Consider the following 15290-nt stretch of genomic DNA (forward strand, 5'->3'; position numbering starts at 1 on the left):
GAGCGCGCTGCCCGGGCCGCTATTGCTTTCGTGGACACCGGATTCGGTACTCGATGAAGCCGGAGATGGCCTGTGCAGAGGACGGAAGTTCGGGCGTGAAGCCCGCCGCCTCTCCACGAATCCAAGCGCTGACGGCGATTTGGTCGCCGCGTTGACACCCGGTCGGTGACAGCACCTGGAGGCGGCGCGGAAGTGCGGCGCTCACGCCGGTCGCTCGATGGCCGACAACAGCTTGCCCGCCTCGACCGCCACGTCGAACTCGCGCTCGACGGTACGGCGGGCCATCCCCGCCATCGCGCGTGCAGAGACCGGGTCGGCGATCAGGCGCTCGATGCAATGGGCCAGTTCCCTCGCATCGCCCGGTTCGGCCAGCAAGCCGGAGGACCCGTGCTCGACCAGCTCGGGGATGCCCGACACCCGGGTGGACACCACCGGCACGCCCACGGCCATCGCTTCCATAAGGGCCACCGGGATGCCGTCGCGGTCGCCGCTCGCGGTGACGACCGACGGCAGCGCGAACACTCCCGCCTGGGCGAGGTAAGCTCTGACCTGTTCCTGCTTGAGGGCGCCGAGCAGGATCACCCGGTCCGACAGGCCGGCCGCATCGATGCGCGCCTGCAGCGCGAGACGCAGTGGCCCTTCGCCGATCACATGGCATTCGAACGGGACCTTGCGGCGCGCGAGCAGCTCGCAGGCATCGACGAGGTGGCGGAAGCCCTTGATCTCGTCGAGCCGTCCCACCGCCAGGATCAGCCCCGGCCGGCGCCCGGCCGGCGCGAACGCGAAATCGGCCAGTCGCACGCCGCAATGGACGATGCGCATGCTCTGCGATGCGAGGGGCGACACCTTGTCGGCGAGGTAGCGGCGGTTGAACTCGGAGATCGTTACGCCGAACGCGGCCGTGCGCATCTTGTCGGCCAGCAGGTGATCTTCGAGGAAGATGTCGTGGGCGTGTGCTGTGAAGCTGTACGGCTTGCCGAGCCGGCGGGATGCGAGCATGGCCGAGGTGGACGCATATGTGGCCCAGTGCGCGTGCAGATGGTCGGGCGCGAGGTCCCGCAGCACGGGCAGCAGCGCCAGCGTGCGCCACCACACCACCAACGTCTTGCCCAGCGCCATGGGATGCCGCCACAGGCCGCGCGCCATGCCGGCCAGGGAGGAGAGCTCGCGCCATGGGTGCCGGAGGCAGGCGGCAAGGACCCGTGCCCCGGCGCGTACGCCACGCGCCGGGTACACGACCCGGTCGAGCAGCGCCGCCGCGTCGGACTGCACCAGTTTTTCCACCGGGTGCTTCAGCGAGACGATGCGGACGTCCACGCCGAGCCGGATCAGCTCATCGATCTCGCGGACGATGAACGTTTCCGACCAGCAGGGGAACAGCGACGTGAAGTAGAGGACCTTCGTCATGGGGCGGGCCAGGCTCGCGATTGGCTTGGGATCCTCGGCTGACCACAGAAGCGCGCGGCTGCCCCACGTAACACTCGCCGTGCGACAGGAACTGCACGAGGCCCGGCACCGAGCAGAGCTTGAGCCGGGACAAGGCGGGCGCGAGTTCGCTCGTACGCAACCGTGCCATCGCCGGCGGCGGCAGCCCATACCTCGCGAGCTGGCAGGCGAGGAACACAGCGAACCCGACGCTGCCGGTAGAGACGGGCGTTGGCGCGCCACACCGAACACCGGAAGAAGAGCTGGGCCATGGCGTGGCCTCAGGCGTCGCTGCGCAGCAGCCGGCTGCGCAGGCGCTCGTAGCGGTTGTTGCCGAGCAGCCGCTTGGCCGATTTGAGGGCGAGGTAGCGGGCTCGGCTATTGGTGATCTCCCACCAGTCATGGCTGAGCCAGGAGGCCAGCTGCGCGTCCGAGGTCGATTGCAGCACCGCGAGGCGGGGCACGTCCCAGGTACCCTCGCGAGTGTGCCAGAGACCCACACGCGACGAGCAGACGGCGACATAGCCCGCGCGCGCCGCGATCGTGCGCAGATGGGGGGGAATCCGGCCGCCCGGCGGGGCGAACAAGGTGACCGGCCGGCCGAGGTGGTCCTCGATGGACTTCTTGGAGTCGGCGAGCTGAGCCACGACCTCCGCCGGACTCAGATCGTCGAGGTAGCGGTGATCCTGGCCATGCGACTGGATGGACATGCCGGCATCGGCCATCGAACGCAGATCGCTCCAGCCGAGATTGTGTGGCTTGCCCACTCGGGCGGGGTTCACGAAAAAGTCCGCGCTGCCACCGGCGCGAGCGATGCGTTCGGCCGCCGGGCCGTTGCTGACATGGCCATCGTCGAACGTGAACGCCACGCTCCGCATGCGGTCGGCCGGCATGGCGAGCAGGTGGGCCACGCTGCGCACGCGCAGGCCCGCCTGGATAGACAGCGCGAGGTGGCTGTCGAACTGGCGCGACGAGACGGCGTAGTGCGCTTCGGCACCCGCGCATTCACCACGTTTGTCGCATACCGCGTGGTACATCAGGACCGTAATGATGGTGTTCATGTTCGCGGCGGGTGCTTCGCGTCTGTATTCAGGGAATGTCGGGGGGCTCATTCCTTGGAAGCAGAAAAATTACTTCGAGCGAGCACGACATCCAAAGCAAATCCGAGACAACGGTTTCTCAGATTTAATAGCGCAGTGCACCTGCCTGCCTCAAGGTAATATCCAGATAATACAGACTCTTCAGCAATCAGAATATTGGCCATTTTCTGTGACCCTGCCGTTACGTCGCCACTCAAGCAGAGCGGCGACATCCTTGTCCAGTGATCTGCAGGTTGGTCGAGTGCCAGCCCGTGGCAATTCATGGCTAGAGCATCAGCATAGAGGGGTACTCCCGTCACGTAGGCGGTGACCCGAGCCCCTCTTCTCTCCCGCTTGAGGGATGAGCTGATGGCGCTGCGGGTTCCTGTGCGCGGCGAGAGCAGCGTATCGTTGAGACACGCGTCCCGGAAGCGTCCTTTGAAGCTCTCAGGACAGCTCCGACCAGGCCGGCCTCCGGTAGGGGGCGGCCCGCTCATCGAAGCTCTTCCACCCCTCGCGCTCGTACTCGTCACGGCGCAAGGCGGCATCGATCGGGCCCACACCGTCCATGATCTTCTCGACCGCAGGGACGCGGCTGTCGCTCGTCCGAACCGAGACCACCGCACCGCCGCGACGCACGGTTTCCGCAAGGAAATGAGCCTCGTCATCGCTGATTCCCGCACCGGTCATGGCGCCGATCAGGCTGCCTGCTGCGGCCCCAGCCGTGGCGCCGACGGCGAGCGTACCGAAGATCCAGCCGGTCGCGAGCACCGGACCGACGCCCGGAATCGGCAAGGCGGCCAATCCGGGCATGAGACCCGCGCCACTGCCCAAGGCGCCGCCGAGCTCGGCGCCCTTGGCGGCATCGGATTCGATCTTGTCGGGGCTATTGCTGAGGGTGGTGACGTCGCCGGATGGAAGCCCCGCCGCCTCGAGACGTCCAACCGCCGTCTCCGCATCCGCGCGGTTCTCGTAAGATCGCGTGACAATGCGTGCCATGATGCAGCTCCTTCCCCGGGAATGCACCCCAGGGACGAACCTGTCGTCATGGATCTTGTTCCAGGAAGCTGCCCGCAGGTGCACACGCCCACGCATACGACATCGAGGCGTCGAACGTAGAGAGCTCCGTCCCTACCGGCCTCACCCCAGGCGGCTGACGGGTTCACCGCGGCGCAGCGGCGGACGTCTCTGCGGCGGCATCTGAGCCCCGGGGGCGACGCCGCCATAGCCCGGCGCGATCTCCCCCGCATAACCATCGAGTTCCCAGCAGCGCCAGCGCTGGTAGTCGGCGGCCGTTGCTGCCTCCGAGCAGGCCAGCCATTGCGAGCGTGGCCAGAAGGCCGCGGCGGGCGCAGTCGTCGTGATCGTGCCGAGTGCGGCAAGACCGAAAATCATAAGGTTCCTGCTCATCCCGCCAGCTCCGGGTCCCGTCATGGCCGACCGCTAGCAAAGCTCGCAACGCTTACCGAAGCGCTAAGCCGCCCCCGTCGCGTGCCTGTCTGCCAAACAGCAGGCGCATGGCTGCCCCTACGCGAACCAAACCGCCGGTTGCGCGTTGTTTGGTCATTCCGCAGATGCGGAAACGACAGGAGGACACCGATGTACAAGCGTCACGTTGCATTGACGGCTATCGGCGGCGTCATGCTTGCCGCCGCTGCCGTTGCGCAGACCTCTTCGCCCTCGAACCAGCCGCCGAGCCCGCAGCCGACCTCACCGTCGACGAGCGCACCGGCCGCTCCGGCGCCCGCCGCCGAAACGGCCAAGGCTCCGGAGAATAACCTCGCTGGCCAGGGCAAGTGGCGGGCGTCGAAGCTGATGGGCGTGGATATCTATGGTCCCGACAACAAGAAGGTCGGCGACGTCACCGAGGTGGTGTTCGACAAGACCGGCAAGATCGAGATCGTCACCGTCGGCGTCGGCGGCTTCCTCGGCATCGGCTCGAAGGATGTCGCGATCCCGTTCGAGCAGGTCCAGTGGAGCGAGGAACCGATGGTCACGCCGGCGCCTGCTCCGACGGGCGGCACCGGTGCGGGTGGCAGCAGCGCCGGCGGCAGCACCGCGATGAATGCTCCGCCGACAGCCAAGAAAGGCCCGGAGATGTATCCGGATCACGGCAAGATCACGATGACCAAGGATCAGCTGACGTCTGCTCCGGCCGTGACCTACGCCGCCCGCTAAGGACGGCTCGACCAAACCATCACAGGCTCGCCCCTTCCGGGGCGGGCCTTTCCTTTGCCCAACGGCTCAATCGTCGAGTTGGGCCAGCATGGCCGGGAGCGCTTCCGGCAGATCGTCGGCGATGAGACCTGGGCCGAGCTCTTCACCGGCGCGCCCGTGCAGCCAGACGGCGGCGCAGGCCGCCTCGAAGGCCGGCACCTTCTGCGCCAACAGGCCCGCGACGATTCCACCGAGAACATCGCCTGAGCCGGCGGTCGCCAAAGCGGGCGAACCGGTGTCGTTGATCGCGGCCCGTCCATCCGGTGCGGCGACGACCGTGTCCGGGCCTTTGAGGACGACGACCGCTCCGGTCAGCCGGGCCGCGTGCCGCACCCGGGCGAGCTTGCCGCGTTCCGGTTCGAAGCCCGCGACCTCACCAAACATCCGTTTGAATTCGCCTTCATGCGGCGTCAGGACCGCGATGCCGGCGCGGCGACTAAGCTGGGCAACGAAGGCAGGCCGATGCGCGCCCATATGTGTGAGCGCATCGGCGTCGAAGACGCAGGGCCAGGCGCCGCGCAAGGCGGCCGCCACCCATGATCGCGCTTCGGCGTCGAGCCCGAGTGCCGGCCCGATCAGCAGCGCATCGACCTTCCGCCCCGAAAGCACTGCCTCGAAGGTTGGGGTATCCGCAGCCGAGATCTGCATCAAAGCATCGGGTCCGCGCACTGCATGCGCTGCAAGCGCCTCCGGCCGGCAGATGATCGTAGCAAGGCCCGCGCCGATGCGCAGCGCCGCCCGCGCGCCCAGCCGCGGGGCTCCGACGCCCGAAAGCCCGCCTGCAGCGACTGCAACAGCGCCGCGACCGTATTTGTGCACCCCGACCGCATGATCCGGCAGGTGAACACGCCAGAGGGCCGGAGCATTGCGGAAAGTAGACGGTGCGACCCCGCCCTGTTTGAAAACGATCTCGGGCTGGATGCCAATGTCGGCCAGGGTGACGACGCCGCAGAGGGCTCGGCCCGGATGAAGCAGATGACCGGGCTTCAGCCGGAAGAAGGTGACGGTCTCGGCTGCATGGATGACAGGGCCTCCGGCAAGACCGATATCGCCCTGTAGGCCGCTCGGCACGTCGACTGCGACGACTGGCCGACCCGCCGCGTTGACGCACTCGACCAGAGCCGCAAGCTCGCCCGAGATCGCCCGGCTGAGTCTGGCGCCGAACAAGGCGTCGACAACCAGATCATGCCGCGCAGGGTCCATCGTGCCGATCGTCTCGATCGGGCCTGCCCAGTTCTCCGCCGCCAGCGCGGCGTCTCCCGTTAGAGCTGCTCGCTCGCCTGCGAGCGCGAGCATCACATGACAGCAGCGTTCTGCCAGAAGACGCGCCGCAACGAAGCCGTCGCCGCCATTGTTGCCGGGGCCACAAAGCACAAGGACGCGTTGGCCGGCCCGGACCCGCCGCGTCACCGCATCGGCGACCGCCCTGCCCGCCTTTTCCATCAGGACGGCGCCAGGCGTGCCAGATGCGATCATGGCAGCATCCGCCGCCGCCATCTCGGCGACACTGAGTAGGGCAAGGGCGGAGGGAATGGCGACAGTCATCGGCTGATCATTGTCTGCCAGCGCAAACGCGTGCGCAAGAAATCGCGGCGATATTCGCCATTGCACGCTAGATAGGCATCTGCATAATTTTTAGACGGTTTTTCGCCTCTTCAAGAGGCGAAATGCCCCTGGCACACTCATGGCGGCTGGCCCGCGCCGATGCTATGAGCAGAACAGGCGAGGTTTTGCTGGACGCGCCAAGTTGCTCCGGAGTGGCCGGGTGGTCAGAACGGAGGCAGGCTGCGTACAGTGGCGCGAGCTCACGCCAAAGGAGGTCGATCGGCGCATGAAGAAGATCGAAGCGATCATCAAGCCCTTCAAGCTCGACGAGGTGAAGGAGGCGCTGCAGGAGGTCGGCCTCCAGGGCATCACGGTGCTCGAGGCGAAGGGTTTCGGCCGCCAGAAGGGCCATACCGAGCTCTATCGCGGCGCCGAATACGTGGTCGATTTCCTGCCGAAGGTGAAGATCGAGATCGTGCTGGCCGACGACATGGTCGAGCGTGCGATCGAGGCGATCAAGAAGGCCGCGCAGACCGGCCGGATCGGCGATGGCAAGATTTTTGTATCGAGCGTAGAGGGGGCGATCCGTATCCGCACCGGCGAGTCCGGCGCGGACGCGATCTGAGGATATTTCCCCAACACCCAAGGAATGCGTGCGCCAGCGAAACGCGCGGGCAACGTCAGTCGTGAGACCCTAGCAGTCGACAAAGGAAGTCGTGAGATGAAGAACGCCAAAGAAGTCCTGAAGGCGATCAAGGACAATGACGTCAAATACGTCGACTTCCGCTTCACCGACCCGCGCGGCAAGTGGCAGCACGTCACCTTCGACATCACCATGATCGACGAAGAGATCTTCGCCGAGGGCACGATGTTCGACGGCTCCTCGATCGCCGGCTGGAAGGCGATCAACGAATCCGACATGCTGCTGATGCCCGACCCGACGACGGCCTGCATCGACCCGTTCTTCTCGGCTTCGACCATGGTCATCACTTGTGACGTGCTCGAGCCGGCGACGGGCGAGCCCTACGGCCGCGATCCGCGCGGCATGGCCAAGAAGGCCGAGGCGTACCTCAAGTCGACCGGCATCGGCGACACCGTGTTCGTCGGCCCCGAGGCCGAGTTCTTCGTCTTCGACGATGTCAAGATCGCCGCCGACCCGTACAACACCGGCTTCAAGCTCGACAATGTCGAGCTGCCGATCAACGGCATGACCGAGTACGAGGGCGGCAACCTCGGCCACCGCATCGCCACCAAGGGCGGCTACTTCCCCGTCCCGCCGCAGGATTCGGCGCAGGACATGCGCGGCGAGATGCTGGCGGCCATGGCGGCCATGGGCGCCAAGGTCGAGAAGCACCATCACGAGGTCGCTTCAGCTCAGCACGAGCTCGGCTTGAAGTTCGACACGCTGACGCACATGGCCGACCAGATGCAGGTCTACAAATACTGCATCCACAACGTCGCCCAGAGCTACGGCAAGACCGCGACCTTCATGCCGAAGCCGGTCTATGGCGACAACGGCTCGGGCATGCACGTCCACCAGTCGATCTGGAAGGGTGGCAAGCCGATCATGGCCGGCAACAAGTATGCCGACCTGTCGCAGGAGTGCCTCTGGTACATCGGCGGTATCATCAAGCACGCCAAGTCGCTGAACGCCTTCACCAACCCCTCGACCAACTCCTACAAGCGCCTCGTCCCGGGCTATGAGGCCCCGGTCCTGCTCGCCTATTCGGCGCGCAACCGTTCGGCCTCCTGCCGTATCCCGTGGACGACTTCGCCGAAGGCCAAGCGCGTCGAAGTCCGCTTCCCCGACCCGATGGCGAACCCCTATCTCGCCTTCGCCGCGATGCTGATGGCCGGCATCGACGGCATCGTGAACAAGATCGATCCCGGCCCGGCGATGGACAAGGATCTCTACGATCTGCCGCCGCGTGAGCTGAAGAAGATCCCCACCGTCTGCGGCTCGCTGCGCGAGGCGCTAGATTCGCTGAAGAAGGACAACGCCTATCTCAAGGCCGGCGGCGTCTTCAACGACGACTTCATCGAGAGCTATATCGAGCTCAAGATGCAGGACGTGGCGCGGTTCGAGATGACGCCGCACCCGGTCGAGTTTGCGATGTACTATTCCTACTGAGTGCTTTTCTTACCGGGCTTTGGGCTCGGACAGGGTTTCCTCCCGACTGCGGCGTTCCGCAGTCCACCTTGCGAACCGGGGCGGCGACGCCCCGGTTTTTTTGTTGAAGCGTTCGGCGCGAGCAGAGCCGGACGGATAGCCTCAGAGATAGCGATTGTGCCCGAAGGTGACGCTGCCGACGGCGGTGGCGAGGTCGTTGCCATACTCGGCAGTGCCGACCCGGTTCATCGTCGTCCCGGTGAAGACCGTCGGCACGATGCCGCCGATGCTGGCGCTACGCACGATATTGCCGGAGACCACGACCGACCGGCCCGAATTGGTAACCGCCTCGTTCGACACGCCGATGCCGATAGCGACGCTACGCACCAGGTTGCCGGTGACGATCAGGTCCCGCGCCGCGGTGTTGATTCCAGCCATGATGCCGACGCGCGCCGCGCCTTCGACGAGATTGCCTGAGACGACGCAGTCCTGCTCCACCACGATCGCGTTGCCGATGGTCGAGGGCGGATAGTAACCTGCGTCCGGGATCGGGTTGTCGGTGACATTCGAGATGCGGTTGCCTTCAACCACCACGCTGCGCGAGATGCCGTCACTGAACTGACCGGAGTTTGCGACGAGGATGCCGCTGCCGACCGTGTCCAGGCTGTTGTTCGACACGATGCACCCGGTCAGGTCGATTCCGGCGCCGGGCGCTTCGATGAAGATCGCCACCTCCCGCGTGTTGTAGATGTTGTTGTTGCTGACATTGTGCAGCCCGCCGCCATTGCAGCGGATCGCCGAGAACTTCGTGCTGAAAATCTTGTTGTCGGTGATCGAGACGCCGATCGCCCGGAAGACGCTGACACCGTTGCCGTTCTGGCCGGTTCCCCCGGCGACCGTATCGACGCCGTTGATGAAATTGCCCGTGATCGTGGAGCTGTCGCCGGTGATCGTGTCGCGCCAGATGGCGATGCCATTGTTCTGCATGCCGGCGAGCGTGTTGCTGAGCGCCTTGATCTGCGCGTTCTCGCTCCAGATACCCACCGAGTGGTTGCCGAAATAGCAAGCGCGGAAAATGGCACCGGACGAACTCGCGACATAGGCGCCGATGCCTGGCGAGTTCAGGATCTGACAGTTCTCGAACGAAATGTCCTGGGCATTGCCGGCGATGGCGATGAAGGCGGGGCGGCCACCTACGTAGTCGGACAATGCCCGGTTCTGCCCATCGAAGGTGATGCCGTCGAAATGAACTTGATTCTGCCCCTCGATTCTCAGGAAGCCATTCGAGCCATTGAAACGCAGCACCACAGATCCAGGCATCGCGCGAGCGAGAAGCGGCTTGCCGCCGCCATTGCTGGGCAGGACCGTAGTCGTGCCGGAGTCGTAGACGCCAGGCTGGAAGAATAGCGGTCGCCCTTGGTTGCGGGCGTAGTCGAAGACGGTCTGCAAATCCGTGAACGCCGTCCAGCCTGCGCTGGCGGCAGCCGTGCGCGCAACGACAGTGTCATCGAACAGAGCAAACGATGGCATATGCTTCTCCTTCAAAGGAAGCTTTAAAGAACATAACAGGAACATAAATAGGCTGATATTCCTATTATGTCAAGATGCCAGCTATGCCGGAGTCGCACGCATGCCCCGTCCGTCCCTGGAATTAAGTGTTCCGTAGAAGATCGCCGCTAGGGTTGATCATCCTAGAAGATGACGGAATGAGGCGACCATGCTGCGGATCAGCGAGACGCGCGGGACCTATGCGATCCGCCGCATTTACGACCTTCTGGCCAAGGCGATTGTTCCGGGCAGCAGGAGACACCTGCCTCCCGGTCCACGACTGGCCGTCATCCCAACCGACTATCTCGGCATCTCGATTATCGGCAACGGCGTGTATGAGCGTCGCGAGATCGAGCTGCTCAAGAACCTGTTCCGTGCCCGCAACCTGCAGGATACGACCTTTGTCGATATTGGCGGCAATATAGGAAATCATTCCATATCCTTGGCCGATTCGTTCGCGAACGTGGTTGCCTTCGAGCCCAGTCCGCCGATCGCATCGCTGTTCAAGACCAATCTCATGCTGTCCGGGACCAGCAATGTCCGCCTGCATGAGATCGGTCTGGGGCGGGAGGATGCCGAGCTCAAGTTTTCGCTGCTCGAGGCAGGCAATGACGGCAGCGGTAGCTTCGCCTCAGGCAAGGGCGATATCGTGCTGCCAGTGCGCCACGGCGACCGATACCTGGCGCAGTACGAGCCGGACCTCGCAAGCGGCGCTAAGCGGATCGGCTTTGTGAAGTGCGACGTCGAGGGTTTTGAGGCCGACGTCTTCGCCGGACTGCGCGAGAGCTTCGCGCGACATCGCCCGATCCTCACCTTCGAAAGCAATCACAGATCCGCCGGCGAGGCGGCTTGGGCAGAGTTGCGCGCCGCCGGCTACGACACGCTCTCCTGTCTGCGTGAGATCGGTGACAATGGCAGCCGCCCGGTTCAGGAAATGAAGCGGCTGCTTCTCGGCTACTCCTGTTGGCTCGAGAATATCGGCAGCATTCCCGAGCGTCGCTGCAACCTCGTCGCCAGCTTTGGTCCGCTGGAGCCCGGCGCCTGACTCAATGCAAGCTTAGGAAAGCTGTGCGATAGGCAATGCCCCATCCCTCGCACGGCCTGCGGCGTATGCAATCTTCCTCTCAATCCGTCGTCATCTTCGGCTCTGCCAGGCCGGTCACCTGCGCGGTGATGGACTATGCCTATCGGCTTAGCGATGCCGTCAATGCGCTGCGCCCCGGGCTCGTCGAGGTTCGGACGATCGAGCCGGAGCGACCGGCTGCCTTCATCGGTGCGATCGCCGAGGAATTGCGCAGGGACCGCATCGTGCATCTCCAGCTGCCGATCGAAGGCTGGGGCAACAGCGTTGTGCCGGGCTCCGCGCTGCTGGCGGCACGGCTGATGACGCGCAAGGGCCGGATCGCGATCACCCTGCATGAATGGGCCTCGCTCAATCGCCTGCGCTACCTCTCGACGGTACCGGACCTCCTGGCCTGCGATGGCTTCGTCTTCGTCTCGCCGCAGCAGCGCGAGAGCTTCCAGAAGACGCCGCTGGTCAGTGCGGCGAAGAAGCAGGCCGCCCCGGTCATCCCGATCGGCCCCAACATCATGCCGGCGCGCATCGATCCGGAACGGGTCGCGGCGGAGCGGGTGAAAGTCCGCGGCAGCGGCGCAAGCGAGGCCGAGATCGTCATCGGCTTCTTCGGAGTGCTCTATGCCAGCAAGCGCCCGGATATGCTGTTGCGCGTCGTCAAGGCGCTGCACCAGCGCGGGACCAAGGCTCGGCTTCTGATCTGCGGCGATTTCCTCTGGGACAAGCCGAAGGACCGCGAGGTCTTCTTCACGCTGGCGCGCGAACTCGGCGTGATCGATTGGCTCGATTTTCGTGGCCGCATCGACGACGAGGGGGAGCTGATGGCAGCGCTTGCGGCATCCGACGTTTTCCTCCTGCCTTTCACCGACGGAATCAGCACGCGCCGCGGCAGCTTCCAAGCGGTCAGCCAACTCGCCATACCGCTGGTTTCGACAAACCCAGAGCGCAAGGACGAGTTCGATCTCTCGCCCTCGTTGAAATCCAAGATAGACAATCCGGCAACCGTGCTATGTCCGGCCGACGCGGCGCCGCAGATATTCGCTGAGGCTGTGCTAGTCGCCCACACCCGCAAGGCACAGGCCATCGGCGTCGACCTTAAAGCGTCCTGGGATGAGGCAGCGCGGGCGCATCTGGAATTTTACGATCGGTTGCTGGACGCGTGATTCGCCGATCGAATTGCAACGTCCTTGATCGGAATATGGTCCAGTCTTCGCCGCTGAGCACTCAGAGCTAGAAGATACGCAGTGGGTCGAGCCGCCCTGCACCAGACCCACAGCGCCAGCAGATTGCCCTTCAGCCGGCCACGCCGGTCGATCGCGCCCTGCGGCAGCAGACCGCCGACCAGATTGACGGCACCGGCGCGGCCGACAAGCGCAGGGCTCGCAGTCGGCGCATCGTCCCCTTCCGCGCCAGATATACCGTATTTGCAATCTGCGAGTAGCCGACACGCAGGCCCGATGTACGGCCGCGCTTGACGGCGCGATGCACGCCGCGCAGCGCCGTTGAGAGCACGATCCGCTCTTCGGCTGCGAGCTGCTGCAGAAGTCGACATCCTCCCGAGCCGAAATCGCTGGCGATGACCCGCGCACATGTGGAGCCTCCCGAGGAGGCCTTCTAACCGGCAAAGATTGATGAAGCGCTGACGTAAGGTCAGCGTAGCGCGACGACGGCCAAGCCGATCAGCGCGACGATGGCGGCTGCCCACCAGAGCCGGCGCAGCTGGGTGGTTTCGGCATCGTGCCGGCGCTCGAAACCAGAGAGCTCCTCGTAGGCGAAGGACTCACCGGCAAAGCGCGCGGCCCGCTCGAGGCCGGCGATGCGAATCTTGGGTATTGCGGAACGCGACGCCACGTGACCATCTCCCCCAAGCCAGATTAGCCGAATGCGCGGCCGGGACCAGTCCCGATTCGCATGTCGATGATGAGACCGCCGCCGTTAACGGCAGCTGAACCGGCGAGCCGCATCCGGGGTTCCAAGAGCCGGCAGTGCCACGATTGGATGACGGTTCGGCGACGGTCTCGCCATTCCTGACTTTCGGCGGCATCCTGATCGGTTTATTGCGAGAGACAGGCGGGTTATAGGGCTCCGACAGGCGGCCGGTTGACCGATGCGGTATCCTGCGAGCAGCGCGAATCAGTAGGCACAATGTCGATGACAGACGATCTCTTCGGCGAGGACGGCGGCAAGGATATGCGCGAGGAATCGCGCACGCCCGCCCCTGCGCCGAAACCGGCTGCGCGCCCTGCCCCGGTCCCGCGCGTCGGCACCCCTTCGGAGGCCGGTTACGACGCTTCCACCATCGAAGTGCTCGAGGGGCTGGAGCCGGTCCGGCGCCGGCCCGGCATGTACATTGGCGGCACCGACGAGCGGGCATTGCACCACCTCTTCGCCGAGGTGATCGACAACGCCATGGACGAGGCCGTGGCGGGCCATGCCAGCTTCATCGATGTCGAGCTCTTCGTCGACGGCTCGCTCGCTGTCACGGATAATGGCCGCGGCATCCCGATCGACCCACATCCGAAATTTCCGGGCAAGTCGGCACTCGAAGTAATCATGACGATCCTGCACGCCGGCGGAAAATTCGACTCCAAGGTCTACGAGACCTCGGGCGGCCTGCACGGCGTCGGCGTCTCCGTGGTCAATGCGCTGTCCGATGTGCTCGAGGTCGAGGTCGCACGCGGGCAGACGCTCTACCGCCAAACCTTTTCGCGCGGCATCCCGCAAGGGCCGCTGGAGACGGTCGGCCGGGCACCGAACCGGCGCGGCACGCGCGTGCGCTTCCATCCTGATGCGCAGATCTTCGGCGAAGGTGCGCATTTCGTGCCGGCGCGGCTGTTCCGCATGGCCCGCTCGAAGGCCTATCTCTTCGGCGGCGTCGAGATCCGCTGGCGCTGTGCGCCTTCGCTTCTGAAGCCCGAGGGCGACGTCGCCGCCGAGGCGGTCTTCAAGTTCCCGGGGGGCCTGCGCGACTATCTCGCCCGCGAGATCGAAGGCAAGGACCTGGTCGCCGAGCCGATCTTCTCAGGGAAAATCACGAAGGAAGGCGGCCACGGCTCGCTCGAATGGGCGATCGCCTGGCTCGCCACCGGCGAGGACGGGTTCTCCTCCTCCTACTGCAATACGATCCCGACGCCGGAAGGCGGCACGCATGAATCCGGTCTGCGCATCGCGCTGCTGCGCGGCCTGCGCGATCACGCCGAGCGCATCGGCCAGAGCAAGCGCATGGCGCAGGTCACCGCCGACGATGTGATGGCGACCTGCGCCGCCATGCTCTCGGTCTTCATCCGTGAGCCGGAATTCCAGGGCCAGACCAAGGACAAGCTCGCGACGCTGGAAGCGGCCCGCATCGTCGAGAACGCGATGCGCGACGCCTTCGACCATTGGCTCGCGGCCTCGCCGCAGCAGGCGCTGAAGCTGCTCGACTGGTCGGTCGACCGCGCCGAGGAGCGCCTGCGCCGCCGGCTCGAGAAGGAGGTCTCGCGCAAGACCGCGACGCGCAAGCTCCGGCTGCCGGGCAAGCTCGCCGATTGCAGCAATGCCGGCGCGGCGGGTTCCGAGCTCTTCATCGTCGAGGGCGATTCCGCTGGTGGCTCGGCCAAGCAGGCCCGCAACCGCGCCAATCAGGCGATCCTGCCCTTGCGCGGCAAGATCCTCAACGTTGCCAATGCGACGCGCGAAAAGCTCAACGCCAATCAGCAACTCGCCGACCTGATCCTGGCGCTGGGCTGCGGCATCGGCACCCAGTTCCGCGAGGACGACCTGCGCTACGAGAAGGTCATTGTGATGACCGACGCCGACGTCGACGGCGCCCATATCGCCTCGCTGCTAGTCACCTTCTTCTGGCGCCAGATGCCCCGCCTGATCGAGAAGGGTCACCTCTATTTGTCGGTGCCGCCGCTCTACCGGCTACGTCACGGCACCAAGTCGGTCTATGCCCGCGACGATGCCCATAAGGACGAGCTGATCGAGACCGTCTTCAAGGGTAAGAAGCCCGAGATCGGCCGCTTCAAGGGCCTCGGCGAAATGATGCCGGCCGAGCTCAAGGAGACCACGATGGACCCGAGCAAGCGCTCCTTGCTCAAGGTCATGGTCGATCACGAGAACAAGGAAGAGACCTCCGACACGGTCGAGCGGCTGATGGGCAACAAACCCGAGGCGCGTTTCCTTTTCATCCAGGAGCGGGCCGCCTTCGCCGGCGAATTGATCGACCTGTGACGCCGCCCGGTGGCGCCCAGCACGCCGGGCACCCCCGCAAGCTCGCCGGGCTGTGTCGCGATCGCCTTGCGCCCAC

General features: G+C 65.1%; 13 protein-coding genes. 6 read left to right on the forward strand and 7 right to left on the reverse strand.

Going from position 1 to position 15290, the window contains the following annotated elements; genetic code table 11:
* Window positions 1–201: 201 nt before the first annotated feature.
* The 4 genes from BLM15_RS06615 to BLM15_RS06630 all read right to left on the reverse strand — a co-directional run bounded on the left by BLM15_RS06615 (window position 202) and on the right by BLM15_RS06630 (window position 3914).
* Window positions 202–1407 (reverse strand): glycosyltransferase, encoded by a 1206-nt coding sequence (locus BLM15_RS06615; RefSeq protein ID WP_164547417.1) that lies wholly within the window; start codon window positions 1405–1407, stop codon window positions 202–204.
* A gap of 299 nt (window positions 1408–1706) precedes the next feature.
* Window positions 1707–2486 (reverse strand): polysaccharide deacetylase family protein, encoded by a 780-nt coding sequence (locus BLM15_RS06620; protein ID WP_164547418.1) that lies wholly within the window; start codon window positions 2484–2486, stop codon window positions 1707–1709.
* Window positions 2487–2951: 465 nt separating this feature from the next.
* Complete coding sequence (locus tag BLM15_RS06625) at window positions 2952–3503, reverse strand: hypothetical protein (RefSeq protein WP_126111510.1); 552 nt, start codon at window positions 3501–3503, stop codon at window positions 2952–2954.
* 141 nt (window positions 3504–3644) lie between these two features.
* On the reverse strand, window positions 3645–3914 hold the full coding sequence (locus BLM15_RS06630; protein ID WP_126111511.1) for a hypothetical protein: 270 nt from the start codon (window positions 3912–3914) through the stop codon (window positions 3645–3647).
* Between the two features lie 189 nt (window positions 3915–4103).
* On the opposite strand from BLM15_RS06630, the gene BLM15_RS06635 reads away from it, so the two are divergent.
* The gene (locus BLM15_RS06635; RefSeq protein ID WP_126111513.1) at window positions 4104–4682 is read left to right on the forward strand and encodes a PRC-barrel domain-containing protein; all 579 of its coding nucleotides are present in this window, start codon (window positions 4104–4106) and stop codon (window positions 4680–4682) included.
* 66 nt (window positions 4683–4748) lie between these two features.
* On the opposite strand, the gene BLM15_RS06640 is transcribed toward BLM15_RS06635, so the two are convergent.
* Window positions 4749–6266: an NAD(P)H-hydrate dehydratase gene (locus BLM15_RS06640; RefSeq protein ID WP_126111515.1), complete on the reverse strand. Its 1518-nt coding sequence runs from the start codon at window positions 6264–6266 to the stop codon at window positions 4749–4751.
* A gap of 286 nt (window positions 6267–6552) precedes the next feature.
* Between BLM15_RS06640 and BLM15_RS06645 the strand changes: the two genes are divergently transcribed.
* Together BLM15_RS06645 and glnA are read left to right on the forward strand one after the other, a co-directional pair.
* Window positions 6553–6891 carry a P-II family nitrogen regulator gene (locus tag BLM15_RS06645; protein ID WP_057192756.1) on the forward strand — a complete coding sequence of 113 codons (339 nt, stop codon included), beginning with the start codon at window positions 6553–6555 and terminating at the stop codon, window positions 6889–6891.
* 96 nt (window positions 6892–6987) lie between these two features.
* A complete protein-coding gene (gene glnA, locus BLM15_RS06650) occupies window positions 6988–8397 on the forward strand; it encodes a type I glutamate--ammonia ligase (RefSeq protein ID WP_126111517.1) in 1410 nt (469 codons plus the stop codon).
* Window positions 8398–8538: 141 nt separating this feature from the next.
* Here the strand turns inward: glnA and BLM15_RS06655 are convergent, their stop codons facing one another.
* The gene (locus tag BLM15_RS06655) at window positions 8539–9906 is read right to left on the reverse strand and encodes a TIGR03808 family TAT-translocated repetitive protein (RefSeq protein WP_164547419.1); all 1368 of its coding nucleotides are present in this window, start codon (window positions 9904–9906) and stop codon (window positions 8539–8541) included.
* Window positions 9907–10093: 187 nt separating this feature from the next.
* Between BLM15_RS06655 and BLM15_RS06660 the strand changes: the two genes are divergently transcribed.
* Both BLM15_RS06660 and BLM15_RS06665 read left to right on the forward strand, forming a co-directional pair.
* Entirely contained in the window at window positions 10094–10969 is an 876-nt protein-coding gene (locus tag BLM15_RS06660) for an FkbM family methyltransferase (protein ID WP_126111521.1), read from the forward strand.
* A 65-nt stretch (window positions 10970–11034) separates the two neighbouring features.
* Window positions 11035–12162, forward strand: a complete 1128-nt coding sequence (locus BLM15_RS06665) for a glycosyltransferase family 4 protein (RefSeq protein WP_164547420.1) — start codon at window positions 11035–11037, stop codon at window positions 12160–12162.
* A 487-nt stretch (window positions 12163–12649) separates the two neighbouring features.
* On the opposite strand, the gene BLM15_RS06670 is transcribed toward BLM15_RS06665, so the two are convergent.
* On the reverse strand, window positions 12650–12850 hold the full coding sequence (locus tag BLM15_RS06670) for a hypothetical protein (RefSeq protein ID WP_126111525.1): 201 nt from the start codon (window positions 12848–12850) through the stop codon (window positions 12650–12652).
* Between the two features lie 294 nt (window positions 12851–13144).
* On the opposite strand from BLM15_RS06670, the gene parE reads away from it, so the two are divergent.
* The gene (gene parE / locus BLM15_RS06675; RefSeq protein ID WP_442859433.1) at window positions 13145–15214 is read left to right on the forward strand and encodes a DNA topoisomerase IV subunit B; all 2070 of its coding nucleotides are present in this window, start codon (window positions 13145–13147) and stop codon (window positions 15212–15214) included.
* Window positions 15215–15290 lie beyond the last annotated feature (76 nt).

This window comes from Bosea sp. Tri-49 (assembly GCF_003952665.1).
Classification (GTDB): domain Bacteria; phylum Pseudomonadota; class Alphaproteobacteria; order Rhizobiales; family Beijerinckiaceae; genus Allobosea.

Coding starts and splice junctions, on each gene's coding strand:
- BLM15_RS06615 (WP_164547417.1), bottom strand. CDS start 1,407: ATGACGAAGGTCCTCTACTTCACGTCGCTGTTCCCCTGCTGGTCGGAA.
- BLM15_RS06620 (WP_164547418.1), bottom strand. CDS start 2,486: ATGAACACCATCATTACGGTCCTGATGTACCACGCGGTATGCGACAAA.
- BLM15_RS06625 (WP_126111510.1), bottom strand. CDS start 3,503: ATGGCACGCATTGTCACGCGATCTTACGAGAACCGCGCGGATGCGGAG.
- BLM15_RS06630 (WP_126111511.1), bottom strand. CDS start 3,914: ATGAGCAGGAACCTTATGATTTTCGGTCTTGCCGCACTCGGCACGATC.
- BLM15_RS06635 (WP_126111513.1), top strand. CDS start 4,104: ATGTACAAGCGTCACGTTGCATTGACGGCTATCGGCGGCGTCATGCTT.
- BLM15_RS06640 (WP_126111515.1), bottom strand. CDS start 6,266: ATGACTGTCGCCATTCCCTCCGCCCTTGCCCTACTCAGTGTCGCCGAG.
- BLM15_RS06645 (WP_057192756.1), top strand. CDS start 6,553: ATGAAGAAGATCGAAGCGATCATCAAGCCCTTCAAGCTCGACGAGGTG.
- glnA (WP_126111517.1), top strand. CDS start 6,988: ATGAAGAACGCCAAAGAAGTCCTGAAGGCGATCAAGGACAATGACGTC.
- BLM15_RS06655 (WP_164547419.1), bottom strand. CDS start 9,906: ATGCCATCGTTTGCTCTGTTCGATGACACTGTCGTTGCGCGCACGGCT.
- BLM15_RS06660 (WP_126111521.1), top strand. CDS start 10,094: ATGCTGCGGATCAGCGAGACGCGCGGGACCTATGCGATCCGCCGCATT.
- BLM15_RS06665 (WP_164547420.1), top strand. CDS start 11,035: ATGCAATCTTCCTCTCAATCCGTCGTCATCTTCGGCTCTGCCAGGCCG.
- parE (WP_442859433.1), top strand. CDS start 13,145: ATGTCGATGACAGACGATCTCTTCGGCGAGGACGGCGGCAAGGATATG.